The sequence below is a fragment of the Legionella jordanis genome, assembly GCF_900637635.1.
Classification (GTDB): domain Bacteria; phylum Pseudomonadota; class Gammaproteobacteria; order Legionellales; family Legionellaceae; genus Tatlockia; species Tatlockia jordanis.
In genome coordinates this window covers 2,300,026-2,324,707 of record NZ_LR134383.1, presented here as the reverse complement: position 1 = coordinate 2,324,707, position 24,682 = coordinate 2,300,026, and the positions used below count along the sequence as shown (strand labels likewise).

The following is a 24,682-nucleotide window of genomic DNA, read 5'->3' as shown; positions in this document are numbered from 1 at the left end:
TAACGTCTTGAAACCTATTCAAGACGTTACTTCAAAGCCTTAGCCGTGAATTATGAAGGAATTAAACCGCTTCCAGAATGGCAGCAACACCCATGCCGCCAGCGGTGCATATGGAAATTAAGCCTCTGCCTTTTCCAGCTTGATGCAAAACCTTGGCAAGACTGCTTACAATGCGGGCACCTGTGGCAGCAAAAGGGTGACCTAAAGCTAAACTCCCCCCTTTAATGTTCATCTTTTGGCGATCAATCTGCCCCAAAGGGTGGTCGAGATGAAGCACTCGTTTGCAATACTCTTCAGATTCCCAAGCTTTTAAAGTGCAAAGGACCTGACCAGCAAATGCTTCATGAATTTCATAAAAATCAAAATCCTGAAGAGACAGTTGGTTTCGCTGCAATAATTGACTAACAGCAATTGTTGGTGCCATCAATAATCCTTCACCGTGAACAAAGTCAACGGCTGCCACCTGAGCATCGACAAACCGGGCTAAAATAGGAAGATGAAATTGATTGGCTTTATCTTCACTGACTAGATAAACAGCGGCTGAGCCATCGGTCAAAGGGGTACTGTTACCGGCTGTTAATGTACCTTTGCCGCTTCTATCAAAAGCAGGTTTTAGTTTGGCTAATTGTTCAATATTAGTATCAGGTCTAAGAATGGTATCCCGTTTTAAACCCAGGTAATCAAAAACCAAATCATCATAGAATCCTTCTTCATAGGCCCGCCAAGCTTTTTGATGACTGTGCAAGGCAAGCTCATCCTGATCTTTACGGGAAATATTCCAGTCTTTCACCATTTTTTCAGTATGCTCACCCATGGAAAGGCCTGTTCTCGGTTCCACAACGGCAGGAAATTCTGGTTTGAAGTCTTTGAATCGAAATGAAAGTAATGTTTTAAATTTCTCCAGAACACCCTTGCTTTGTTTGGTGCGCAGCAATTTTTGTGTGAAGTTGTTGGGGAACATCACTGGAACATCACTGTTTGTGTCTACCCCACCGGCAATGCCGTCTTCCATTTGAAAATTGGCAATTTTAAGCGCAATTTGCAGGGTTGTCTCCAGGCTGGTGCCGCACGCTCGTTGTAAAGTATAGGCGGGTGTATGGGGATTGAGCTTACTGCCAAGCACAGCTTCTCTTGCCAAATTCCAGTTAAAGGGACTATTAATAACAGCGCCTAAGCCAACATCTCCTACGATTTTTCCAGCAAGTTGCATTTTGTCTACGAGCGCCTGCAGCGAAGCGATCAGCAGATCCTGGGTCGAAATGCTTTGGTATCTAGTCATGGATTTAACAAAAGGGGTGCGGATTCCTCCTGCAATATACACTGGCCTTGTTTTCATAGTTGTCCTTATGATGACGAAACGTCTAAAGAGGTAATCACCTGATAACCAACCAGCATCAGGTGAATGAAAATGATTCCACGACCTAAATCAATTTACAACCATACTTTTCATCAATATCTAATTTCAAGCTTTTCAGGTCGCTCCCGCTCATCGTTTGTTACTTTAAATAATAGGCACATGATGTCTGAGCGTGAGTAAATCCGGCGAGGATTTTCTTTTGGAAAGGTTCCATGGCTAAAAAAAGTCTGATGGAATTTTGGATTGTCTGGATCACCGAATTCAAATACGACAGCTTGTTGGCCATAAGCAACTTGCAATTGCAGTGCAATATAAGCCTCCAGGATTTCAGTTTGTAAGCCGTTTAAATCTTTCCTATCGAAGCGGCCCGAAACAAGATAAACCTGTAAAAAATCTTTCTTTTGACAAAGATATCCCGCATAAAAAACAGAACCATCGTAATCCAATTCGGGTAATGCCAATGAAGGATGACCATAACGGTCTTCCCAGTTAATAAATTGATAAAGAGCAGGGTTAAATACTTGCTTTAATCCTTCATAGCCATATTCACGTTCATAGGCATTTTTAACTCCTGTGACCAGTAAAAAATCCCCCCTCAGCAACCAAATGCGTTTTTCATTCAACTTCAAAGGTTTTGTTATCATTTGGATGTTTTCAAAGGCTGGATTAATTGATTTCTCATTGTCATAGAAGTATTTGGGCTTGATAAGAGGAATGTTTGAGGAAAGATAATGTTCAACCGTTGTAAGATTGAGTTGGTTAATGGCCAGTTGGCCAATTTCTTTTAGGAGGTGCTCATTATAAATTCTCATTTCTTTACTGGCTGGAAACGCAATGTCTCTAAAAAAAAGGGCTGAATCTTGCTCATCCTGTTTTCCAGGAAGAGTATCGTAAAATATGACTTCTTGCTTTCCGTAAGCATGAATAAATTTTGAGCTTAAAAAGGCTTCTAAAATCAGGACTTGCTCTGTGGAAAGGGGCTCAATGCTTTCAACGGTTCGACCCACTCGACTGAAGCGTCCACAGGATAAAAATACCTCAAGATAATGAGCTCGCTGGCAAATAAAGCCTGCATACCAAACTTTGTTCTCATGATTGTCTTCACCTTCCCAAAGGGAGAGGCGGCCAAGGCTATCAAAGCAGTTGCTGTGCAGCGTGCCCTGTAATTCTTGGCAGTCATAGTCCCGGGAAATGTTATTAATGCCCAATGCGATAACAAAATCACTTCTTAATACAAAGGTTCTTTTATCGTTCAAGGCTAGAGGGGACACGGAGTCTTTGAGGGCTTGAAAGGCCGGTTTGATTCCTTCTTCCTCTGCATAGGAGTGTTTAGGCCCAACGGGCGGAATATAACTCTGAATGTAACATTTAAATACAAACTCAAGAGAGGGTCGGTCAGCAAGGGCTGATAATTTCATGATGGATACTCTTTATTCACAAAAAATTTTTCGACAGCAAAGATTGGATCATCAATGCTGTGATGTAATGAAGCGCTTTGAAGTAGGCCTGAACACTGGTATTGGGAAGAGAAGAACGATTTAGCGCTAATTAACTTCTGCGCGACCCAACCTTGAAAACAGTGTCCAGGCTGAGCATCTTGTTGAGTTTTAAAGCGGTGTGATTCATAGCGTTTATTTCTACATACGACAAGAACAACAAGAAATAATAATGAGCAGTATGTCTCTAAAATAATTAAATTGCAATGAAATTCTAACCATTACAGGCCCTATCTTTTGTAAATCAAAAAATGTGTGAGCCAAAGAGTGCAGGTCAATTTCCCTGAATGAGTTTGGCCTCAGCATCTTTTTTCATCACAATGATGGTGATGCGGCGGTTGCCAGGATTAAGAGGATTTTTTTTGTCGAGTAAAACCGTTGAGGCATATCCAGTAATTTGGACGACTTTATCTTCTGACATGCCAAATTTAATGAGTGCACGACGAGCAGTATTTGCTCTTTGGGTGGAGAGTTCCCAATTGCTTTGCGTTAGATCCTCGGGGTTATGATAGGGATGGGCATCCGTGTGTCCCTGAATGCTTATTTTGTTAGGTACACCATTTATAATGGTGGCAATCTTTGCAAGAATTTGCAAAAGATTGGGGTCAATTTCATCGCTACCAATGTCAAACATGGGTTTGTTTTTATTATCAATTAACTGAATTCTTAAACCTTCGGAAACTTCATCAATGAGTAATTGTTTTTGCAAATCAGCCAAAACGGGATCTTTGGCTATGGCCGTCATAATATCCGCTTTTAATTGCTGTAATTGCTTGGCCTCCACATTTTGCTGACCTTGATTGCCGGTCGCAACTTGGCCATCCTTTTTTTTCATATCCTGACCTCCACCCTGGATTGTTTTGGTCCGTGCCCCCATGCTGTCTCCACCAATCAGTGCGATCTTTAGCGGTTGTTTAAAATAATCGGCCAGACCATCTTTTTGTGCTTTGTTTAATGATGCTAAAAGCCACATGAGTAAAAAGAAAGCCATCATTGCGGTAACAAAATCCGCATAAGCTATTTTCCAAGAGCCCCCATGGTGCTTATGCTGTTGCTTTTTGACTTTTTTTATTACAACTTGATTACTTGATTTATTGGGCATGAGTCATCTCAAGCTGCTTCTTGTTTGGGAACTTTTATATTCTCGTTGAGCTCGTTAAAAGACGGTCTTGCTGTCGAAAATAGAACTTTTCGTCCAAATTCCGTGGCAATAATGGGAGGATAGTTGTGTGCGCTGGCTATAAGCGTGACTTTGATGCAGTTAAGAATCAATAAAAAATCATTTCCTTTTTGTTCTAAGGCGGTTGCTAAAGGACCAATAAAACCATAGCCTAATAAAATCCCGAGAAAAGTTCCAACCAAAGCTTGGGCAACAAGAACCCCAAGTTCTGCTGGAGGAAGGTTAATGGATTCCATGGAGTGAACCACGCCAAGAACGGCGGCCACAATACCGAAAGCCGGCATGCCATCCGCCAATCGGGTTATGGCATTTACCGGAATCGATTCTTCTTGATGATAGGTTTCTATCTCACTATCCATTAGCAACTCCAATTGGAAAGGCTGCATGTTAGAAGTAATCATCAAGCGAAGATAATCACATAAAAATTCAATGATATGGGGTTTGGCCAAGATTTGTGGATACTCTTTAAAAATCGGGCTGTTTTCGGGATCTTCAATGTCATTTTCAAGAGACATAAACCCTTCTTGACGACCTTTGTTCAGTAAAGCATAGAGCAATCCTAACAGATCCTTATATAGGGTTTTGGAAGTCCCCCTTTTATTTAAAAATAAACCAGGTATAGCTTTGGCGATGGCTTTTAATACGGATAAATCATTGCCGACGATTAAAGAACCTATGGCCGCGCCGGCAATGATGAGTAATTCAATGGGTTGAAAAACGGCTGCCAAATGACCGCCAGCCAAGGCAAAGCCTCCAAAAACACAGCCTAAAATGATGCAATATCCAATCAAAATGAGCATGATATATCTCTATGCCAAAGTGCCCGGCAAGAGCACTTAAGATTTACATTGTTATTTTAAATAATCGTGTACGACCCGTCCGTAAGGCAAAGTTAAATCTGAGACAAAATGAACCCCATTAATGACTCGTTTGACCGGCAGCTTGGCAACAGGAGCTAAGGCGTGATGGCAAAGCTCCAACTGAGCAGGCCCTGTCCAAGCCCCTTTGATGGTAATGTCTTCAAGGTTGTATTCGACTAACTCACAAATTCGAACGCTGCCGTCCACATGCGGAATAATCTTAAGGAGATAAGTAGGCGCACCCAAAGCTTCAGCAATTTTGTGATTATCAAGACTCGTGTATTTGTACCCCATGGTGGCAGTAGCAATGCGGGTATTCCCGTAATCGAGAGTGCCCACCAATGTTTCTTTATGCACGCCAAGTGTTGGCGAAGCCAATTTTTTTGGAAATCCCCAGATTTCTCGACCCCCGGAAATTGGCGGTTGATCATCCAAATACATCGCATGGGTGTAGCCACCTTCCTTTCCTTTATAGCGAACAGGAATAACCTGGCCTGATTCCGTATAATCACCAAACCCGGTAGAGTCTGGCATGCGAATGACTTCAAATTTTACCAGTGGCTCGGTTACTTCCAAAGGGGCTGGGACAACTTCCCGCAAGAGATCGAGGTCGGTTTCATAGGTAATGATTAAGTATTCGCGGTTGATAAAGCGATAGGGGCCACGCGGATAGGACGGGCTACAGAAAGGCATGGCAAAAGCCTGCTCTCGAATTTGAGACTCCTTCATGGTTAACACTCCCTTATTGAGCAGTCCAAGGACTGTCCTTATCATTCTTGTGATTTATAAGGCAAAATCTATTCCATAAACCAACCATGGCTAACAATTAACGATTGACCTGTCAGCGCATTAGTAGGGAATGCTGCAAAAAATAAAGCGGTTTGCGCGACGTCATCCGTGGTTGTAAATTCACCATCGACGGTTTCCTTAAGCATAACTTTTTTAATTACATCCTCTTCGCTAATATTCAATTCTTTAGCTTGTTCTGGGATTTGCTTATCCACCAAGGGAGTACGGACAAAGCCTGGGCAAATGACGTTAGCGCGAACCCCGTGTGCCGCTCCTTCTTTGGCAACAACCTTGCATAGACCAATAAGCCCATGTTTTGCAGTCACGTAGGGGGCTTTTAACAGGGAAGCTTCTTTGGAATGCACGGAACCCATATAAATGATACTGCCGCCATTGCCAGCAGAGTACATGTGTTTTAAACAGGCTTTGGTTGTTAAAAATGCACCATCCAAATGAATGGCTAACATTTTCTTCCAATCAGAAAAAGGAAGTTTGTCCACTGCTTCGATGATTTGTATGCCGGCATTGCTAACGAGTACATCAACTTTGCCAAAGTGGTTGACCACTGCTTCTACGCCACGATTGACTTGCTCTTCATCCGTTACGTTCATGGCTACGGCCATGGCCTTATCCTCACCAATTTCATCGACTACCTTTTGGGCTTGATCATAATTTAGGTCAGCAATGGCAACTTTGGCTCCAGCTCGTGCGTAAACTATGGCAATTTCTCTACCGATTCCGCTAGCAGCACCTGTAACGATGGCAACTTTGTCATTTAATTGCATGGTACATTCCTTGTCCTGAATTATTCTTTTAAGATTATAACAGCGATTTTCCATTTTGCCTTAATAACTTCATAGTCTGAAACCCTATTATCAAGACAAAATGGAAGCTTTAGACACAGACTACTTAGGGATTAATAATAGTAATAAGGAGAATATCCAGGTCCATAATATCCAGTTCTGTAATATCCATTTCTGTAATATCTCCAATCCCTTCTTTCTTGTTGTTGACCGATTTGGTTACCGATTAAAGCACCAGCACCAGCACCGATCAAAGCTCCTGCAGGACGACCACCACTTACTGCATAACCAAGACCTGCTCCTGCTGCGGCACCAGTAGTTGTACCAACCTGAGTTGGGGTACAAGAAATTAAACCGGCGGTTGATAATCCTAAAAAACACATTGAAAAAATGAGTTTTTTCATGGTTAAGCTCCTTTTGATAGTTTGTCCTTCACTAGACATATTAGTACAAAAATAATTCAAATGCGCAAATTGTGATCAAAAAGAGCCGTGCGAAAATATGGCTAATGCTTATGCAGCTTGCTTTAAGGTTATGCTTTTTACCATGAAGAATTTTCTTTTGAACAACATGAATAAAGAAAAGCATTAATGAGGATAGCTAAACCAAACAGGCTTAAAATTTATAATCAAATGGAATTTAATCTATACTTAACCAGTAAGAAGACAAGCAAAAATTCAAGAGGGAAATTGCTGAGGTCTGCTTGAATAATTTTAAATAGATAGGGACGTCTATGAAAGGACATCACAATGGAATTGATTATGAATGTTTAGCTCAAAAGTCCAATGGTCGGTATGCGGCTGAATATCTTCTTATTTTTCATTATGAACAATACACCTATGTGGTTAAAAAATCAGTCGGCAAAACCTTTCCATCCAAAAAAGAGGCTGAAATTAAGGCCATGGAAATTGCTAAAATGCAAATTGAGAAGGGTTTTTTTTAACTGAATTGGACTGCATGACTAACAATTAGGTATAAATCATTCCTAAAATAGAAAAGGTAGTAGCTGTCTTAACTATTTCATATGGGCTTGCGGATTGAACGATTCATCATAGTGGTTCTGAAATCTGTTCAACATTACGGACAATGTTTTTGCTAATCGTTACCAAGGGTAAGTTATTTTCTCCCTTGCCAAAGGGTTCTTCCAATTCTTCAGACAAAATTTCCAAACCCAGCCAAATATAGACTATCATGACCATCACCGGGATGACTAAATAGCCAAAGGTATCAGACCAACCAAAAGGAAACAGCAGAACGTAAAATAATAATGCTTGCTTAACAAAATAGGAAAATGCCGGCGGGATAGGGGTGTTGGCAATTCTTTCACAACCCCCCACGGCATCGATAAGATTTACAATGTGAGCATCTAAGGCCAAGTATTGCTCAAATTGCAAACGTTTACTTTGACGTAGTTCGTTAATGATGGCGTACATGCGTTTTGTTATGAGCAGGATTGGATGTTGCGACTCAGAGTCAGGGATGCAAAGGGAAGTTAATTCTTTTTCTATTTGAGCGGTATTTTTGCGTAAATGAGCCGTAAGTATTAAAGGGAATTTACTTAAAAGTTGATAGAATTGTGTTTGTTGTTTTAATCCAATAAAAATATCAAACTTTTGCCCAAGGTTGCGGCAATTATTGGTAATTGTACCCCAAAGAATGCGTCCTTCCCACCACCGTGAATAACTGCTATTTACTCTAAAACTAATGATAACCGTTAAAATGAAACTGAATATTAAATGAAATTGGCCTAAATGATAGTCATGGGTGTTCTCAAAAAAATAAGCAATGGTAATGGCGTAGAGAACAATAATCCCGGTAATGGGCAATAGCTTTCGAAACACTTTTTCCTTATAAAATAAGAAAAGGTGGGGAATCCAGGTTAGGAGATTGTAGGATCTAAGTTTCATTTACTGTTCATTCCAAATCAAAAATCCGTTTGGAGTTAAGCGAGTTATAAAAAGACTTCTTGCCGTCTTTCTGCATCGATCATCGTTTGAGTTGTATTTGGCTTTTGGTCTCCCATTTAATCCCAATCAGTCAGTAAATTTCAAGTCAGCTGAAGCGAAAATAAATCGATTGAGCACTACGCCCATCAACCACTTCCAGAGTGATGATGTTGAATGCTGAGGTGGCATTGAAAACAAAACTATAATTTATGATCCAGGACCTAATGCACTGGCGGATTTTTGCTTTATAATTAATGAAGAAGCTTTGCCCATGACCCTTGAGAAATTATCCTTCCACCAGTAGTATTGGCAAATAATCTAAAAAAAAGAGGGCACTATGTTTCGGGGAAGTATCGTGGCGTTAGTCACGCCGATGACGGATGATGAGGTTGATGTCAAGGCTCTGCGCGAGTTGGTTGAGTTCCATATTTCAGCCGGCACCCATGGAATTGTGGCTGCGGGAACAACTGGCGAATCTGGAACATTGTCGCATGACGAGAAGCTTCTTGTAATCAAAACGGTCATTCAGCAAGCGAGGGAAAGAATTCCGGTGATTGCTGGAACTGCTGCCAATGCCACTAAAGACTGCGTGCGCTTAACTCAGGAAGCTATGGGTTGTGGTGCTCATGCTGCGCTAATTATGACTCCAGCTTACATCAAACCTACGCAAGAAGGTCTTTATCAACACTACAGCCAAATTGCCAATTCAGTGCCAATACCTATTATTTTGTACAATGTGCCCAGTCGAACAGCTTGTGATTTACTTCCTGAAACTGTGGCGAGGTTGGGTAAAATCTCCAACATCGTAGGCATTAAGGAAGCAACGGGACAAATGACTCGCTTGCAGCAAATATTACGTCTTTGTGAAGGAATGGACGTTTACAGTGGTGACGATGCTACTGCTGCGCAATGGATGCTTGCCGGAGCCAAGGGGGTAATATCTGTAACGACTAATGTTGCCGCAAGGCAAATGGCTAAGATGGCTGATGCTGCCTTAGACGATGATCATGCGGGTTGTGTACGTTTGAATGAACAGCTTTCCAAACTCCATGAATTGTTATTCGTTGAAGCAAATCCAATTCCTGTAAAATGGGCATTAAGTAAAATGGGTTTAATCAAAGATGAATTGCGATTACCCTTAACTTCTTTATCAGCCCAATACCATAGTGCTTTAGAGCAAGTGTTACGCGACTTGCAGCTTGTTTAATGAGGAAAATAGTTGTGAAAAAAATTGGTTTTTTGATGATTTCGATGTGGCTACTCACTGCATGCTCCAATTATGCCAGTAATGGTGAATCTTTATATTTGAAAAGCAGGAATGGAGCTGCTGTTGCGGTTCCACCACCCCTAACCGATAGCAACATCAGTCATTTTTATGATTTACCTCAGTCGAACCAGAACGCCAGAGTCAGTATTGCGCCTCCTGCTGACCCAACCATTACTGAACCGGCTACTTAACCAAAGGTGATTGCATGGCCAATGAATCAGACGAATTGTTAGTTATCCAGGAGCTTTCGGCTCGTTTAGTAGAAGCGCAACGCAGCATTCGTATTCTGGATAGCATCAAATGGGATGATTCAATCAAAAAGGACTTTTTCGCCAATAAGGGTCAAAAATTACCGAAGATTGATCGTGATTACTATCTTGCAAAACCTCTACCTTTTGATGCAACAGAAAAGCAGGATGAATTTCGTTTAATTTTGAGAGATGCTCAAAACCATTTAGGGCAATATTCGCCAGTGACGCGATTGATTAAAAGGCAATGTGAGGAATATGCAAGAGCAGTACAAATGCTGGATGCCCGAGGCACACCGACTTTTTGCGAGCTGGCCATGGAATTGTACGGCAGTCCTCATGACGCGTTCTATTCGGGTGGTCCTCGTTTGTCTGAACTGGGAACGCTGTTGTTTGATGTGTTAACTGCTCTGGATGTCCAACTCAAATCAGAGGCCGATGTAAAAAAATTCAGCCCTAAAGAAGCGCAGGATTTGTTGCAAGAACGGCTTAGTCAATTTTTCACCCAACACCCTGGCAAAGTTACCGTTCAAGTCAGTGATGACATGATTGCTGATGCAGCTGCTGGAGCGGACACCATCAAGCTGAGTCAACAAGCCATGTTTAGTGAACGGGATTTGAAATATCTTGAAGTGCATGAAGGCTGGGTTCATGTGGGTACAACATTAAATGGCGCAACACAGCCTTATTGCTTCTTTCTGTCAAAAGGCTCACCTTCAAGCAGCGTCATTCAAGAGGGTCTTGCGGTAATTACTGAAGTGGTGACCTTTTCGTCATATCCCGGTCGGGTGAGAAAAATTACCAACCGTGTTATCGCTTTGGATAAAGTTCGCGAAGGAGCTAATTTTATAGATATTTACCGCTATTTTCAGGAGTGCGGGCTAAATGAGGAAGACAGTTATAATCATACGGTGCGCGTATTTCGTGGCAGCACACCTGAAGGCGGGCCATTTACAAAAGATTTGTCTTACGCCAAGGGCTTTCTGCTGATTTACAATTACATGCGGTTTGCCATCAGTCAACGCAAGATTGAATCCATTCCTCTCTTATTTACAGGCAAGCTGGTTTTGGATGATTTGCCACTCCTGGCAGAATTGAAGGAGCGAGAGCTTCTTATTCCACCGGTATATTTGCCACCACCATTTAAAGATCTGGCGGCTTTAAGTGCCTGGATGAGCTTCTCACTGTTTTTAAACAAATTTAGTCTTTCAGAGATCCAGAAGAATTTTCGTTTTTTATTAATCTGATTTAATGAAGAGCTAGCCTGTTGAAGGCTAATTAGGCAGATGTCGTCTGAACATGTCTTGGGAGAAGGGAATGGGATTATTAATCGACGGGCGTTGGCATGATCAATGGTATGATACAAAAAAGACTGAGGGGAAATTCAAACGCGAACCCAGCCAATTTCACAATGAAATTCAAAATCAACCCAATGCCCGTTTTCCGCCAGAAAAAGGACGCTATCATTTATACGTTTCCCTGGCCTGTCCTTGGGCTCACCGCACCTTAATTTTCCGAAAACTCAAAAAACTCGAACATCATATCGACATCTCCATCGTGCACCCACATATGCTTGAACACGGTTGGGAATTTAAAACGGGTATGGGGGCGACGGGGGATAATTTGTATGGCTTGAATTATCTTTATGAGATATATACCAAGGCGGATAAAGAATACACCGGGCGGGTAACGGTTCCTGTGCTTTGGGATAAAAAAGAAAAAACCATCGTTAGTAATGAATCGGCAGAAATTATCCGTCAGTTTAACCATGCCTTTGATCATTTAACCGGCGATAAACAGGATTTTTATCCCGAAGAGCTGAGGGCGGAAATCGATGCCGTCAACGAAACAATCTATAACAACGTCAATAATGGGGTGTATAAATGCGGATTTGCAACCACCCAGGAAGCTTATGAGCAAGCTTATTACGAATTATTTGCGGTTCTTGATGAGTTAGAAAGCCATTTGGAACAGCATAATTATTTGGTGGGAGGGCGCCTGACTGAAGCAGATTGGCGTTTGTTTACCACCTTGATTCGTTTTGATGCGGTTTATTACGGACACTTTAAAGCAAATCAACAAAGAATTGCTGATTATCAGGCTTTGCAAAACTATCTAAAAAGCCTTTATCATCATCCCGGTATACGGGAAACGGTAAATTTTCTGCACATCAAACAACATTATTATTTTAGTCATAAAAACATCAATCCCACCCAGATAGTCCCGGTTGGGCCAAAACTCGATTTTGATGAACGTTAAATCAGTTTATCACCATGATTTAACAGGTTTTGGCTAAGTGCCTGATTGAGTTTTTGAAAAGCAAATTGATCTATTTGTTTCCATAAAAACCATTTATTGTTAAAATGCTTGCTCATATTTTTTAAATCTTCTGGAGTGTTACTGTGGGATTATTTTTCCGAAGGCAAATTGCTGCCCACCACAAGCTTTTGGAGGCTTTAAATGGTGAAACACTGACCCAAGCCTTTGTTGATTTACTCAATTCCTTTGGAATGGAACCAGCGCTTCAAACGGCCCTGCAATCCCGGCCTGGGTTTTTGTTGGAAACATTACTGAGCCAGAATAAATTTGCGTTTGTGCAAGAATTTCTTCAATGTGAGAAAATCAATAATCGTCATCAATTCATCACGATTGACGTGTATAAAAAAATTCTGTCCTCTCAAAACCACACATTAATAAACCTGTGTAGGGAGACTCTAAAGGTTTGCCCCAGCCAAAAACACAAGGCCTTAGTCTTATATCCTCTTATGACTGAGATTTTAAATAGAGTGCTTGATCACGATAAAACTCTGCACAATAAAGTGATGAAAGGTTGGCAACGGGTGAATCTTGATGAGTTGCTTGCCTTAAACCTCTTCTTGCAATTGGGACCTGAGGGTCATCAACTGGAGCATTATTTTAAAGGCGGTTTATTTGCCGTGAAGGATGGTGGACGACTAAAGCAATTCTTCCAAGCCAATATGAAATCTAAAGATCGCTCCCATGACTGCAGTCATCCATCCATTAGTCCCGTTCACTCAAATCAAGGTCAGTTTATTCCGGAGTTTCTCTTTGGAGACAGGAATATTGATTTCATACAGGGAAAGCAAATTTATAATCGGCTAAACAAATTGCAAAAGGCGGTCGAGCTCACTGAAGATTCCTATACCTGGTTTCAAGCCGAGTATGCTTCGCTGTTTGGCGAATCTATGTTGGAGAGAATTAAAAATTATTTAACCCACAAGTTGTGTTTTATTATCTATTGGCTTACTAGTAAAAACGTTGGTCCCTACGGACTTTCCGAATATAAAGAAAATAATGTAGCCATTTTGAGAGGAATTGAACCGGAGGATGAATCTGCTCCTTTCTACTCCGTGGCTATTGATGAGTCCGGATTTGAACACACTTTTCCCTTTATATCCTTTAAATGATGCTTAGCAGAATGCAGCGGTTTTAAAGATTATCTTAAATAAAGCTTTGGCCTAGCAGAAAGCAGGCCATTTGTGATTTAATAAGCTTATTTTTTCAACCTGTGAATGTGCCGATATGACTTTCGTCGTTACTGAAAATTGCATTAAATGCAAATATACGGACTGCGTTGAAGTGTGTCCTGTGGATTGTTTTTACGAAGGCCCCAATTTTTTGGTTATTCATCCGGATGAATGCATTGATTGTGCATTGTGTGAACCGGAATGCCCTGTTGAAGCCATCGTTTCAGAAGATGATTTGACTGAAGAGCAGAAACAATTTCAGGCTCTCAATGCCGAGCTGGCTAAAGCCTGGCCTAATATCACTTCCAAGAAAGAAGCCCCGGAAGATGCGAAATCCTGGGAAGGCGTTGACGATAAGCTGCAATACCTCGAAAAAGAGTGGCCGAAATAATTAGTCAGACTGGTGAGGCCATTGTCCAATGTGAGCGTGTCTTAAGCGATCATGGGAGATTGGCCACGGCTATTCCGGGTTTCAGTGCCCGACCCCAGCAAATTACCCTGGCAACAGCGATTGCAAGAGCAATTGCTGAACAAAGTACCTTGATTGCTGAGGCAGGGACTGGAACAGGCAAAACCTATGCTTATTTAATTCCCTGTCTCTTAAGTGGGCGAAAGGCTCTTATTTCAACCGCCACTAAAACTTTGCAGGATCAGCTTTTCCAAAAAGATTTACCCACCTTAATCAAAGCCCTGGGGCTTTCAGTCCTTGTCGAAAATCTTAAAGGGCGGGCGAATTATATTTGCCGCTATCGAACCGAACTCTTTGCACAAGAGGGCAGATTTAATCACCCACAGGCAGTGCACGATTTACTGTATGTAAGAGAAAAATTGCCGCAATTGCACAAAGGAGAACGAGGCGAATTACCAGAAATCAGTGAGGAATCACCCGTATGGCCTTATGTCACCTCAACCACTGATAATTGTCTGGGAAATGAATGTGAGTATTATGAGTCCTGCTTCCTGGTCAAGGCAAGAAAGAAAGCTTTGGACGCAGACATTGTTGTCATCAACCACCATCTATTTTTTGCTGACTCCCGTTTAAAAGAAGAAGGTTTTGGAGAGTTGTTGCCTGACAATGATGTGATTATTTTCGATGAGGCGCATCAATTAGCCGACATTGCCGTTCATTTTCATGGAGAACGAGTCGGAACACGGCAAATCCGTGATTTGATCGACGATTTATTAAAGGAATGGCCGATTCTCGATCTAGCGAATCAACCCCTGAAGGAATTCAGCCTAAAGGCGGATCGGCTTTTTGACCAACTGTTAATTGCAATTGGCAGTCAAGAAGAACGCATCTCCTGGGAGGTGATTGCACGCAATCAAGCCTTTAACCAGGCTTGGCATTCTTTGCTGGAATTGGTTGATTCCTTTATTGAATGCCTGCAAGCACATGATTTTGAAGCCAGCAGTGGATTGCTTCGTTGCAAAAAACGCTTTGAGGAATTAAAACAGCGTTTATCCCATTTTCAAACTGTGGACAAGCTACAAATTCGCTGGATAGAGCGCTTTAAGCATAGCCTGGTGTTTCAATCCACTCCTTTTGAAGTGGCTGATTCTTTCAGCAATTTACTTTCGCAAAGACAAAGCGCCTATGTGTTTACTTCTGCGACCCTCACCATGGCTTCTTCATTCGATTGTTTTATGAAACCCTTGGGAATAAGCAAAGCTGAAACGTTAATTTTGGCCAGCCCTTTTGATTATGAGAAACAAGCTTTGCTGTATTTACCACGAGGAATTCCCGATCCAAAGGATAAACAATATTACGATTTGCTGTTGGAAAAAGCTTTAACGGTTATTCATGCATTCGGCGGCCGGTGCTTTTTTCTGTTTACCAGCCACAAAGCATTAAAATTGGTTGCTCAAAGGCTAACCACTAATTTACACTACCCACTTCTGATTCAGGGAGAAGAAGCCAAGCCTATATTATTGGCGCGCTTTCGTCAGTTAGGTAATGCGGTACTGCTTGGAACCTCTACGTTTTGGGAGGGGGTGGATGTAAAAGGAGAGGCGTTATCCTGCGTTATCATCGATAAGCTCCCTTTTGATAGTCCGGCTGATCCGGTGAATCGCGGCAAGATGGCTTATTATAAATCACAAGGCTTGTCCGGTTTTGATGAGTTGACGCTGCCAAATGCTGTGTTGTCTTTAAAACAAGGCGTAGGCCGTCTGATACGCGATGTGACAGATCGAGGGGTTTTAATGATTGCAGATCCACGCTTGACCGGAAGAGAATATGGACGTCATATCTTTGCCAGTTTACCCGCATTGCGAAAAACTCGTGATGAACAAACGGTACTTACATTTATTAATCAACTAACATCAAACCATGAATCTTCTAGCCATTGATACCACTACGGAGAATGCCTCCATTGCCTTAAGTTTACATGGAGAAATCAAAACCATGGAGCAAGGCGCCCAACGCCAACATGCACAGCGAATTTTGCCAATGATAGAACAGCTTATGGCGGAGACGGATTGTGCATTGAATCAGCTTGATGGCATTGTTTATGGACGAGGCCCAGGCAGTTTCACAGGACTTCGAATTGCTTGCAGCATTGCCAAGGGTTTGGCCTATGCTTATGACCTCCCTTTATTCCCCATTAGTAGTCTTGCGGCGATTGCCGAACAGGCTTTTTCAACGTTTGAAACCACTGGTGCGGGGGTACTCAGTTTGATTGATGCCCGCATGAATCAGGTTTACTGGGCTTATTTTGAAAATCCTTCGCACGAAGCTGAGGAATTTGTAACAGATATTTCCCATATTACACTTTCATCCCGGGAAGAGGCCCTGTTGGTCGCTGGTGTAGGATTCGAACCCTATTTAGAACAATTGTCTTCAGACATTCAGCAAAAGCTAATTGGCCAAATGTGCATTTATCCCAAGGCGCGAGCGATGATTCAAATTGCAGAGCGTGGTAGAATCAAGGCCTTAAGTGCAGCTGAAGCCTCACCGGTATACATCCGTAATCAAGTAACTCAAGGAGAACCTCGTGGATAAGAAATTGTTGGAAATCCTTGTTTGTCCTCTGTGCAAGGGAAAATTAATCCTTAAAAAGAAAGAACTGATCTGTGCCTTTGATCGCATGGCTTATCCCATCCGGGATGGGATTCCTGTCATGATTGAACAAGAAGCGCGTTTAATACCCCTGGAAGAAAAAGAACAATTATGAAACAAAATTTTCATATTATTATTCCTGCACGCTACCAGTCTACGCGTTTACCCGGCAAACTTATGATGGAAGTTCAGGGATTAACCGTTCTTAAACGTGTTTATAAACAAGCTCTAAAGGCTAATCCAAAGTCCATCATAATCGCTACTGATCATGAGCTTATTGCCCAACATGCTGAAGATTTTGGTGCACAGGTCAAAATGACTTCACCCTATCATCAGACCGGCACTGATAGAATTGCTGAAGTTGCAGCGGATGCTCAATTTTCCAAAGAAGAAATCATTGTCAATGTACAAGGTGACGAACCTTTCATTTCACCTAAGCTGATTCAACAAGTGGCAAACAGTTTAGCCGGTTCTGACACAGCAATGGCAAGCTTATGTTGGCCCATTGAGACTCCTGAGCAGTTACTTAATCCCAATGTGGTTAAAGTCGTCAGAGATTACGAAAACAATGCTCTTTATTTTTCAAGAAGCGCTATTCCCTTTAACCGTGATTGCCCTAATGACAGCAGTCATGTATTCCGCCACATCGGTCTTTATGCCTATCGAGTTGGCTTTTTATTAGACTTTGTTAAGTGGCCAGCTTGTGATTTGGAGAAAGTTGAAGCATTGGAGCAACTTAGAGCCTTATGGAAAGGTTATAAAATTAGAGTTGAAACTGCGGTTGAACAGCCGTTGCAAGATATAAATACAGAAGAAGACCTGGCTTTAGCGAATCGATTGGCTTCCGAGTACTTCATGGATTAGGCTGGATCCTTTTAAAGCTATATCCTTGCGGCCGTAAAGCAAACCTGGTCTAAACTTGCAGATAGGAAATATTGGCTAGAGCGTTATATACCTCATTGCCTTTGGTTACCAATTCTCTTTCTGTTTTACAAGCCAGGGGCGTTACAAAAAAATGATGTCTGGTTTTGTCTGAATGTTTGAAGTAACTGCCCACTTGGTAAGTCAAGGCTTGCAATGACTTTAGGACATGCACTCTAATCCATTGAACAAACTTGTGCCGTTTGCCATTGGAGATATCCTCCATATGATCATTGTGCAGGTGCTCTTCTACATTTTGCCGCAAATGATCCAGGTAAAGCTGGTCCGTATAACGCCTGATTTCACGAGATATGTAACCTTGATTAACCTGATTAAATACTTGATGCATAGACAATAATATTGATAATCGCGGATCAATGAACTTTAACACCTCAGCTGGAACACGACTAAAATCATTTAATGACGAGAAATTTAAATTAAGCAAATGCAAGCTGTCATGGTTTGGATGATTTTTAATAAACTTGCCAAGAATACGTGTAAATTCCGCTTTCAGAGTTCCAAGAATAACAAGGGACGTTTTATAGGCTTCCGAGCACAATCTGGTTTCTATAACCTGACCTTGTTGAAGGGTATCACGGCAGCTAATAAGCCATCGCTCAGCACTTCTAAATGTTTTCTCAAAGCAATTTAGCCATTCCGCTAAATCACCACCGGAAACGCTATCAAGTTCTTCTTGGAGGAGGGATAATTGACGTAAAGCTTCGGCTGCTTTTTTGCTCTGGTGAATCATGTCTTCTTTAAATGGATTTAAATCATTTAAAACAACGGTGCTCATAGGAGTATATACAGACAGCAAATCATCTACCTCTCCGGAAAATTTAAGTTTGATTTCCTTTTTTGAATGATCAATTAGCTTGTCGAGTATGGAAAGTGAACGAATAAGTCGAAAACCTAAGGAGTTCAGGGATAAATTAGGTTCTTCCATAATACTGAAGAGTGTCTCACGCTGGGCTTGAAGGAGTCCTTCCTCACCGGGAGTTCTTGGGCTTTCTAAAACCCGTTCCCTTACTTTAACTGCAGCTTCGGCATGGTCTATGGCTATTTTCAAGCTCGTGCAAATGTCTTGTTTGCGTGTATTATATTCTCCAATGAGACGCTGAACTGAATCAGCCCCAGGAATCCTATTTAATTCTGTTTTAATTTCTTGTACTGCATTAAGAATGTTTTGCTGTTGAGATGTCACTGATTCTAAAACTTCGATCAGTTTCGAGATGATTTCGAAATCCAGGGATGAATTTTTTCTAGTGCGTAGAGAATCGGATAAACTTTGGAGTCTGGCGCGATTTTCCTTATGAGAGGTTTGATAACAATCGCTCAATTGTTGCAATTTTTTCTGATAGGCAAGGAGTTTGCTCCTGACTTCTTTGGCTTCAGTCACGACCAGAGGTTCAGGATAAATTAAGGAAAATAAGTTGATTTCACGCGTTAGAGCTTCTATTTGATCTTTTACTGCTTTTGAATGATGTTGCAAATCATTCTCAATTTCCTTTTCTTGTGTTTTTAGCACCTCAGACAAAGTATCATGCATTTTAATCTTATCAAGAGGGAAATCGGCAACTTTAGCCGCTGCATGATAAAATGCTGCAATTTGCTTTTTTAATAACACTGCATCATGGCTAGGTTGAGCATCAAACAAGGCAATCAAGCAGCCTTGAATGATGGTTTCTGTTAAAGGCTGCACACTAGCCTTAAAGTCTAAAATTCCTGTTTTTTCACCTAAATGATTGAGTAATTTGATGCGTAAATTTTTTACTGCAGCCGGATTGACTGGAAACTGTTTGGCTTGCAGTTCTTTAATCATTTCCTCAGTGCAATGAAGTAATTGTTTCTTTAAATAAATCGATTCAACGCTGCTTCGATCAGATAATATAATGGTTGAAAAAGTGCTCATAAACTTTTCCAGAGCCTGACTCAAACAATGCTGCGCCTGTTTAAAATGATTGTTTAGGGTTATAGGATCATCGCTGCTAGGACATATAATGTCACGACGAGTTAAAATGGCTAAATACAGTTGTTCTTTTACATCATTAATTTGCTGAATCTCTTTGATGGCTTCTGCAAGCTTGTTTCGTAAATCTGCGTAATAACCTGAAGCATTTTGGCAGGAGTACACTCTTTTGCTCAGCAGCGAGACAAGTTTGCCGCCTTCTTCACAATTATCATCGAGCTTTTTACATAGAGATTTTAAGACATAGTCAGAAGAATCCAGCTCCAGTTTGGACAGACTAAATACATGGCCTTTTTGTTCGATTTCTAACAATTGATTAAGCAAGGTTTCGATTTCAAGCCATTCTTCCTGAGTGCTTTCTGTCAAAGGGAGCTCTGGAATAACAGCTCGTTCCCTTTTATTTTGGATGCGTTTGCTGCTTTTTAAACTCAGATGCGTTTTGGGCTCTAAATTGAAATCGACTAGGTATTGCTTATTATTTTGAATCTCTTCTTCAAAATCCTTGATGGTTTGCAGTAATTGGGCTGCAGGAAAAACAGCTTTTTCTATATGAATGTTGGACAGTTTAAGATGCCCTGAAATGTTGTACGCCGTGGAAAGTTGCTGTAAATGCGTCAATATTAACTGACTTACTTCAGCTTCTAACGTCTCGAGTTGTTCCATGAGCTCAAGGCTGGAATTACTATTCTTAAATTGAGCATGGGTTAGCACATCAAAATAATTTTCCGGATAGGGCGCTACGTCCTTCAGGTAAAGAACAACATCCTGCATTTGCTTTAGACGAAGAAGAATTTTATCGTTCTCTTGCCACATATTAATTATATTCTGATGAACGTTTAATGCCGCAAAGGTAGCATTTAAAACTTAAGAAAATCTTAAATGGGTGGTCTTAACGTTGCCTAAGTCATGCTTTTGGGATAAGAACCCAATAAGTTCATCATCACCGAACGTTTCGCTAATTCTTCCAAGGCAGCTTGAATATGCGGCTCAGACTGATGTCCTTCAAAGTCAATGAAAAAGAGATAGCTCCAGTTCCGGTGTCGGTAAGGGCGTGACTCAATCAATGTCATATTTATTTTAAATTTCTCAAAGGGCATGAGTAATTGGATTAAACTACCCGGCTCATGAGGTGTCGAAATCACTAAGGAAGTTTTATCATGGCCGCTTGGGCCTGGGAGTTGTTGGCCGAGAATAATGAAACGAGTGGTATTGTTGGGATAATCTTCAATATGCTGATGAGATTTTCTCAATCCATATATCTCAATAGCTTTATCTCCGCAAATTGCGGCGGCTTCTGCTTCTTGAGACGCGAGTTGAGCTGCCAAGCCATTGCTTGTCACTTCTTTTAGAAGAACAGCAGGGTAATGTACACTTAACCAATGGCGGCACTGAGCTATCGTTTGTTGATGAGCGTAAATTCTTTTTAATGGCTTTTCGGGGTCTATGCGAGCGAGATGATGATGAATTTTTAGGCTGATCTCACCGCAAATTTGTACGTCACTGTTGATTAGGTTATCAAGAGTCAGGTTTACCATTCCTTCCGTACTGTTTTCAATGGGAACAACGCCATAATGAACATTGCCGCTTTCTACCTGCTTAAAGACTTCGGTAATGGAGTGTTCAGGCACCATAGTGACGCTTTCACCAAAGTGCTTTTCGACCGCCTGCTGACTAAATGTTCCTTCAGGACCTAAATAAGCAATGGATAGGGGTTGCTGCAGAGCCAGGCAAGCGGTCATGATGTCACGAAAAATTCGGGCTATTTCATGGTCGGGTAAAAGACTTTGGTTCTGTGCTACGATGGAACGTAAAATTTGAGCTTCCCGTTCGGGCCGATAAAAAATGGGTGTATGCTGTTGCTGTTTAACTTGGGCAACTTTCGCAGCGAGATCTGCCCTTTCTCTCAGCAGTTCTAAAATCTGCTTATCAATTCGGTCAATATCCACACGAATTTGGCCGAGTTTATCTTCAGCCTTCATTAGCCGCTCCAGGTACAGATTGTTGCTTATCAAGTCTTTTTTTACGCAAATACAGCAATCCAGCTGGAAATAGCATAATGACAATGCCAGTTGCAAAAATTATCCGGAAATGTCCTGCTCCACCCATATCCATACTACTCTCCGGCGGGATAAACCCAACAATCAGAGTGATAAGGCAACCACCTAAACCTAATATGCAAGTTAAATAGTAACCCAATCGGCCCCCAGGGATTGTAAAGGCGCGAGAGAGATGCTTGTATTTTTGCTTAAGAGCCCAGGCGGCAATGAACATCAGTACATACATCATGATGTAGAGTTCGGTGCTTAGATCAGTAAATAACCAATAAATGGCATTTACGCTGGGAAACAGTAGGAAACCACTGCATAGCAAGGTCACTAAAATGGCTTGAAGAATCAAAATACGTGAGGCAATCCCATGTGAGTTCAACCGATAAAGCCAATGAGGCAGAAAGCCATTATCGGCTGCCATTAACAGGCCTTTGGCGGGGGAAATGATCCAGTTAACCATGCTGCCAACACTGCCCAGGAGCAGCAAAATTATAATTAGGGGCATTAGACCGCTTAAATGATAAGCTTCAAAAAAATTGGTAAAAGCCTGCATAACTCCAGCTACCAGGGTAATTTTTTCCTGAGGCAGTACAAAAGCAATCGCTAAAGATCCTAAAATCATGGTGGTTAAAATTAGGATGACTGAAAAAAACATGGCCTTTGGAAAATTATGCTGTGGGTCTTTGACATTGCGAACATGTACAGCTGCTAATTCCATACCTAAAAATGAGGTCATGATGGCGGTCAGCGATACCCAGGATTGACTGTCCTTCCACTGCGGTAAAAGATGATGAGGGCTTAAATCAATGGCAATGGGATTTCCTTGCAACAGCCAAATGATGGCTAGAACTATAATCAAACCCATGGGTAAAATCATGCCAAAAACTGCGCAGAAACTGGCAAAGGCTGCGGAAGCACGAAGCCCTGAAAGACCTAAAAAGGTAAGTGACCAGAATACGACCAGAATGACACTGATTAAATAATATTTATTTTGAGCCAGTGCAGGATCGACGAGATAGGCCAATGTCCCTGCTATAAAAGATAAAATTGTGGGATACCAAACCATGGTATTGATCCACTGCAGCCAAATGGTTAGAAAAGCTATACCCTCACCAAAGGCATGCTTAACCCAACTATAAACACCGCCTTCTTCATCAGGCCATGTAGAAGATAATTCTGCGGAAACCAAAGCCACAGGAATTAAAAATACAATCGCAGAAAAGATAAAAAAGAAGATCAATGAAGAACCAAAAAGCGCGGTCGCAGGCAAATTGCGGATGCTATCGATGGCTCCGGTGATGAGTAAAACCAGGGCGAGTACAGAAATTTTCTCCGAAGACCATGCTTTCATATGTCCGATTCCAACAAGAGATTGGCAAAAAGATAGGCATTATAAAGTAATGAGGCAAGACCTGAAAAGACCTTTAGAAGACAGCTTTTGAAAAATATATTACAAATCAAAAAGTTAACAAATTTGTAAAATAATTATCGAACTGTTCTTGTTTATTAAATTTTTTTTTGTTAAAAAACCTTCTTTTAATCAATGAGAGGGAAATCTATGTTCAGAATGTTTACAGATCGTTTCAATCGGGCCAGCATTGTTAATGCAGGCGTTCAAGGCCTTCAGGTGACGGCAGCGATTGCGGCTGCTTACGGCATGTTGACCAATCCACAATCCAGTCCTGAGTTCGTTCTTGATATGGCAACCCATATAGTCACCTATTTAGCATTGCAGGAAAGGCCTTCTTTTGCCGCATCAAGTGCATCGACTTTGTTGAATGCTTCTCGTCTCGGGGCTATCTATACCTTGTTAACTACCGCAGGGGGGTTGGGTGCTGCTGTAGAAATGACGGATGCCGTCGTTCATGCCATTGGTCTTGCGTTGACTGTAGGAAATTTTGCAAGTCCAGAGGAAGAGGTTAGAACTCCAACCCCTGCTAATTAGCTGCTTGCCCGTGCACGGTGATTATCAGGCGCCGTGCATCGGCTTCGTTGCGGTGCTCGCACAAATAAATACCCTGCCATTGCCCCAAAGCCAGTTTTCCATCTTGCAGAGGTATGGTCAGACTGCTCCCTATTATTACATTTTTTATGTGGGCAGGCATGTCATCTTCCCCTTCTATGCTATGTTCATATCGCCTTCCATCCTCAGGGATTAATTGATTAAAGAATCGCTCCAAATCCCTGCGCACTTCGGGGGATGCATTTTCATTGAGGGCTAATGATGCAGAAGTGTGTTGAAGAAAAATATGGACTAAGCCGATTTGCAGTTTAGGCATTTTGATCAAGCAGGTCTTAACTTCATCCGTTATCAAATGAAATCCTCTGGCTTTTCTCACTAAATTGCACTCCGTTTGCCAATATAATGTTTTCTGTTTATCCATGACGATAACCATCACGACAGGCTGGGGAGGTATGGCTGGTTCGATTGCGTTTTTCCCATTCCTCGACGGTGTACAAATGCAAACTTAAAGCATGCATCCCATTGGCTAATTCTTCAGCCAAAAGACGGTTAATCGCACGATGGCGATTAATTCTGGTTAGATCCTTAAAGTGATCACTCACCATCAAAAGTCTGAAATGCGTTTCAGAACCCTCAGGGACGTGATGTTTGTGCGATTCATTTTCCACACTTAAATAATTAGGTTGAAAGGATTGTTGCACCAATTTCAATATTCGTTCTTTTCGTGACATGAGCGATAACTAACACGGGGTATTTCAAATAAGTATACAGCAAAATGATTTGAGCCTTAAATTGTGTTATCTTTAGCATGCAGCAAGTCAACAGGAAATACGAATGTTAAAGAAAGGTTTCACACTCATTGAATTAATGATCGTCATTGCAATTTTAGGAATCCTCATTTCCATAGCCATTCCGGCTTATCACCAGCATATTGTCCGGGCCAAGGTTATTGAAGGGTTAAATTTGGCCTCTCCCGCCAAAGTGGCAGTAGCCGAAAGCGCAATGTCTCATCAAACTCTTCCCGCAAATCAAGAAGTCACAGGTTATAAGAGCCCCAATGCAACGGCCAATGTAAAATCGATTAGCATCGGCGATAAGGGAGTGATCACAATTAGCTATACACCGGAAGCCGGGGATGGAACTCTTTTTCTAGTTCCCACTATGCAAGCAAATGGAGAAATTACGTGGGAATGTAAAGGAGGTACCCTTGGAGAGGAATATCGACCTTCAGGCTGTCGATGAGCTATGTCTGTTTTACCCACTTAGGCCGTGACGGGTAAGATTGTACA

The 24,682-nt window shown here is 41.6% G+C and carries 26 protein-coding genes; 13 read left to right on the top strand and 13 right to left on the bottom strand.

The genetic code is table 11. From position 1 onward, the window contains the following. Positions 1-61 precede the first annotated feature (61 nt). The 7 genes from EL203_RS10385 to EL203_RS10355 all read right to left on the bottom strand — a co-directional run bounded on the left by EL203_RS10385 (position 62) and on the right by EL203_RS10355 (position 6,889). On the bottom strand, positions 62-1,336 hold the full coding sequence (locus EL203_RS10385; RefSeq protein ID WP_058472052.1) for an acetyl-CoA C-acetyltransferase: 1,275 nt from the start codon (positions 1,334-1,336) through the stop codon (positions 62-64). A gap of 113 nt (positions 1,337-1,449) precedes the next feature. Next, the gene (locus EL203_RS10380; RefSeq protein ID WP_058472053.1) at positions 1,450-2,775 is read right to left on the bottom strand and encodes a hypothetical protein; all 1,326 of its coding nucleotides are present in this window, start codon (positions 2,773-2,775) and stop codon (positions 1,450-1,452) included. Between the two features lie 352 nt (positions 2,776-3,127). Beyond that, positions 3,128-3,955 (bottom strand): flagellar motor protein MotB, encoded by an 828-nt coding sequence (gene motB / locus EL203_RS10375; RefSeq protein ID WP_058472054.1) that lies wholly within the window; start codon positions 3,953-3,955, stop codon positions 3,128-3,130. Positions 3,956-3,963: 8 nt separating this feature from the next. Then, a complete protein-coding gene (motA, locus tag EL203_RS10370; protein ID WP_058472055.1) occupies positions 3,964-4,833 on the bottom strand; it encodes a flagellar motor stator protein MotA in 870 nt (289 codons plus the stop codon). 51 nt (positions 4,834-4,884) lie between these two features. Then, on the bottom strand, positions 4,885-5,622 hold the full coding sequence (locus EL203_RS10365; protein ID WP_058472056.1) for an acetoacetate decarboxylase: 738 nt from the start codon (positions 5,620-5,622) through the stop codon (positions 4,885-4,887). 68 nt (positions 5,623-5,690) lie between these two features. Further along, complete coding sequence (locus EL203_RS10360) at positions 5,691-6,467, bottom strand: 3-hydroxybutyrate dehydrogenase (protein ID WP_058472057.1); 777 nt, start codon at positions 6,465-6,467, stop codon at positions 5,691-5,693. A 131-nt stretch (positions 6,468-6,598) separates the two neighbouring features. After that, complete coding sequence (locus tag EL203_RS10355; RefSeq protein ID WP_058472058.1) at positions 6,599-6,889, bottom strand: glycine zipper domain-containing protein; 291 nt, start codon at positions 6,887-6,889, stop codon at positions 6,599-6,601. Between the two features lie 329 nt (positions 6,890-7,218). On the opposite strand from EL203_RS10355, the gene EL203_RS10350 reads away from it, so the two are divergent. After that, on the top strand, positions 7,219-7,428 hold the full coding sequence (locus tag EL203_RS10350) for a hypothetical protein (protein ID WP_058472059.1): 210 nt from the start codon (positions 7,219-7,221) through the stop codon (positions 7,426-7,428). A 106-nt stretch (positions 7,429-7,534) separates the two neighbouring features. Here the strand turns inward: EL203_RS10350 and EL203_RS10345 are convergent, their stop codons facing one another. Then, positions 7,535-8,392 carry a bestrophin family protein gene (locus tag EL203_RS10345; RefSeq protein WP_058472060.1) on the bottom strand — a complete coding sequence of 286 codons (858 nt, stop codon included), beginning with the start codon at positions 8,390-8,392 and terminating at the stop codon, positions 7,535-7,537. A gap of 376 nt (positions 8,393-8,768) precedes the next feature. On the opposite strand from EL203_RS10345, the gene dapA reads away from it, so the two are divergent. From dapA to kdsB, 10 genes are all read left to right on the top strand, one after another. Further along, a complete protein-coding gene (dapA, locus tag EL203_RS10340) occupies positions 8,769-9,638 on the top strand; it encodes a 4-hydroxy-tetrahydrodipicolinate synthase (protein WP_058472061.1) in 870 nt (289 codons plus the stop codon). A 14-nt stretch (positions 9,639-9,652) separates the two neighbouring features. Next, positions 9,653-9,889: a hypothetical protein gene (locus tag EL203_RS10335; RefSeq protein ID WP_058472275.1), complete on the top strand. Its 237-nt coding sequence runs from the start codon at positions 9,653-9,655 to the stop codon at positions 9,887-9,889. Between the two features lie 14 nt (positions 9,890-9,903). After that, complete coding sequence (locus tag EL203_RS10330) at positions 9,904-11,193, top strand: flavohemoglobin expression-modulating QEGLA motif protein (RefSeq protein WP_058472062.1); 1,290 nt, start codon at positions 9,904-9,906, stop codon at positions 11,191-11,193. A gap of 70 nt (positions 11,194-11,263) precedes the next feature. Continuing rightward, entirely contained in the window at positions 11,264-12,205 is a 942-nt protein-coding gene (locus EL203_RS10325; protein ID WP_058472063.1) for a glutathione S-transferase family protein, read from the top strand. A 143-nt stretch (positions 12,206-12,348) separates the two neighbouring features. Next, the gene (locus EL203_RS10320; RefSeq protein ID WP_058472064.1) at positions 12,349-13,374 is read left to right on the top strand and encodes a hypothetical protein; all 1,026 of its coding nucleotides are present in this window, start codon (positions 12,349-12,351) and stop codon (positions 13,372-13,374) included. 115 nt (positions 13,375-13,489) lie between these two features. Continuing rightward, positions 13,490-13,825 (top strand): ferredoxin FdxA, encoded by a 336-nt coding sequence (gene fdxA, locus EL203_RS10315; protein ID WP_058472065.1) that lies wholly within the window; start codon positions 13,490-13,492, stop codon positions 13,823-13,825. Further along, positions 13,813-15,783, top strand: a complete 1,971-nt coding sequence (locus EL203_RS10310; protein ID WP_232003934.1) for an ATP-dependent DNA helicase — start codon at positions 13,813-13,815, stop codon at positions 15,781-15,783. Before fdxA ends, EL203_RS10310 begins: the two co-directional genes overlap by 13 nt. After that, positions 15,764-16,435: a tRNA (adenosine(37)-N6)-threonylcarbamoyltransferase complex dimerization subunit type 1 TsaB gene (gene tsaB, locus EL203_RS10305; RefSeq protein ID WP_058472066.1), complete on the top strand. Its 672-nt coding sequence runs from the start codon at positions 15,764-15,766 to the stop codon at positions 16,433-16,435. Before EL203_RS10310 ends, tsaB begins: the two co-directional genes overlap by 20 nt. Further along, positions 16,428-16,607: a Trm112 family protein gene (locus EL203_RS10300; protein ID WP_058472067.1), complete on the top strand. Its 180-nt coding sequence runs from the start codon at positions 16,428-16,430 to the stop codon at positions 16,605-16,607. Before tsaB ends, EL203_RS10300 begins: the two co-directional genes overlap by 8 nt. Then, a complete protein-coding gene (kdsB, locus tag EL203_RS10295) occupies positions 16,604-17,356 on the top strand; it encodes a 3-deoxy-manno-octulosonate cytidylyltransferase (RefSeq protein WP_058472068.1) in 753 nt (250 codons plus the stop codon). Before EL203_RS10300 ends, kdsB begins: the two co-directional genes overlap by 4 nt. 49 nt (positions 17,357-17,405) lie before the next feature. Here the strand turns inward: kdsB and EL203_RS10290 are convergent, their stop codons facing one another. The 3 genes from EL203_RS10290 to EL203_RS10280 all read right to left on the bottom strand — a co-directional run bounded on the left by EL203_RS10290 (position 17,406) and on the right by EL203_RS10280 (position 22,781). Next, positions 17,406-20,195 carry a hypothetical protein gene (locus EL203_RS10290; protein WP_058472069.1) on the bottom strand — a complete coding sequence of 930 codons (2,790 nt, stop codon included), beginning with the start codon at positions 20,193-20,195 and terminating at the stop codon, positions 17,406-17,408. 86 nt (positions 20,196-20,281) lie between these two features. Then, on the bottom strand, positions 20,282-21,361 hold the full coding sequence (gene pheA, locus EL203_RS10285) for a prephenate dehydratase (protein ID WP_058472070.1): 1,080 nt from the start codon (positions 21,359-21,361) through the stop codon (positions 20,282-20,284). After that, complete coding sequence (locus EL203_RS10280) at positions 21,351-22,781, bottom strand: APC family permease (protein ID WP_058472071.1); 1,431 nt, start codon at positions 22,779-22,781, stop codon at positions 21,351-21,353. The genes pheA and EL203_RS10280 overlap by 11 nt, the downstream gene beginning before the upstream one ends. A gap of 207 nt (positions 22,782-22,988) precedes the next feature. Here EL203_RS10280 and EL203_RS10275 point away from each other — a divergent pair, with 207 nt between their 5' ends. After that, complete coding sequence (locus tag EL203_RS10275) at positions 22,989-23,375, top strand: hypothetical protein (RefSeq protein ID WP_058472072.1); 387 nt, start codon at positions 22,989-22,991, stop codon at positions 23,373-23,375. Here the strand turns inward: EL203_RS10275 and EL203_RS10270 are convergent. Continuing rightward, a complete protein-coding gene (locus EL203_RS10270; protein WP_058472073.1) occupies positions 23,368-23,814 on the bottom strand; it encodes a secondary thiamine-phosphate synthase enzyme YjbQ in 447 nt (148 codons plus the stop codon). The genes EL203_RS10275 and EL203_RS10270 overlap by 8 nt on opposite strands. Next, a complete protein-coding gene (locus EL203_RS10265; RefSeq protein ID WP_058472074.1) occupies positions 23,807-24,124 on the bottom strand; it encodes a BolA family protein in 318 nt (105 codons plus the stop codon). Before EL203_RS10265 ends, EL203_RS10270 begins: the two co-directional genes overlap by 8 nt. 103 nt (positions 24,125-24,227) lie before the next feature. Here EL203_RS10265 and EL203_RS10260 point away from each other — a divergent pair, with 103 nt between their 5' ends. Beyond that, the gene (locus EL203_RS10260; RefSeq protein WP_058472075.1) at positions 24,228-24,635 is read left to right on the top strand and encodes a pilin; all 408 of its coding nucleotides are present in this window, start codon (positions 24,228-24,230) and stop codon (positions 24,633-24,635) included. Positions 24,636-24,682 lie beyond the last annotated feature (47 nt).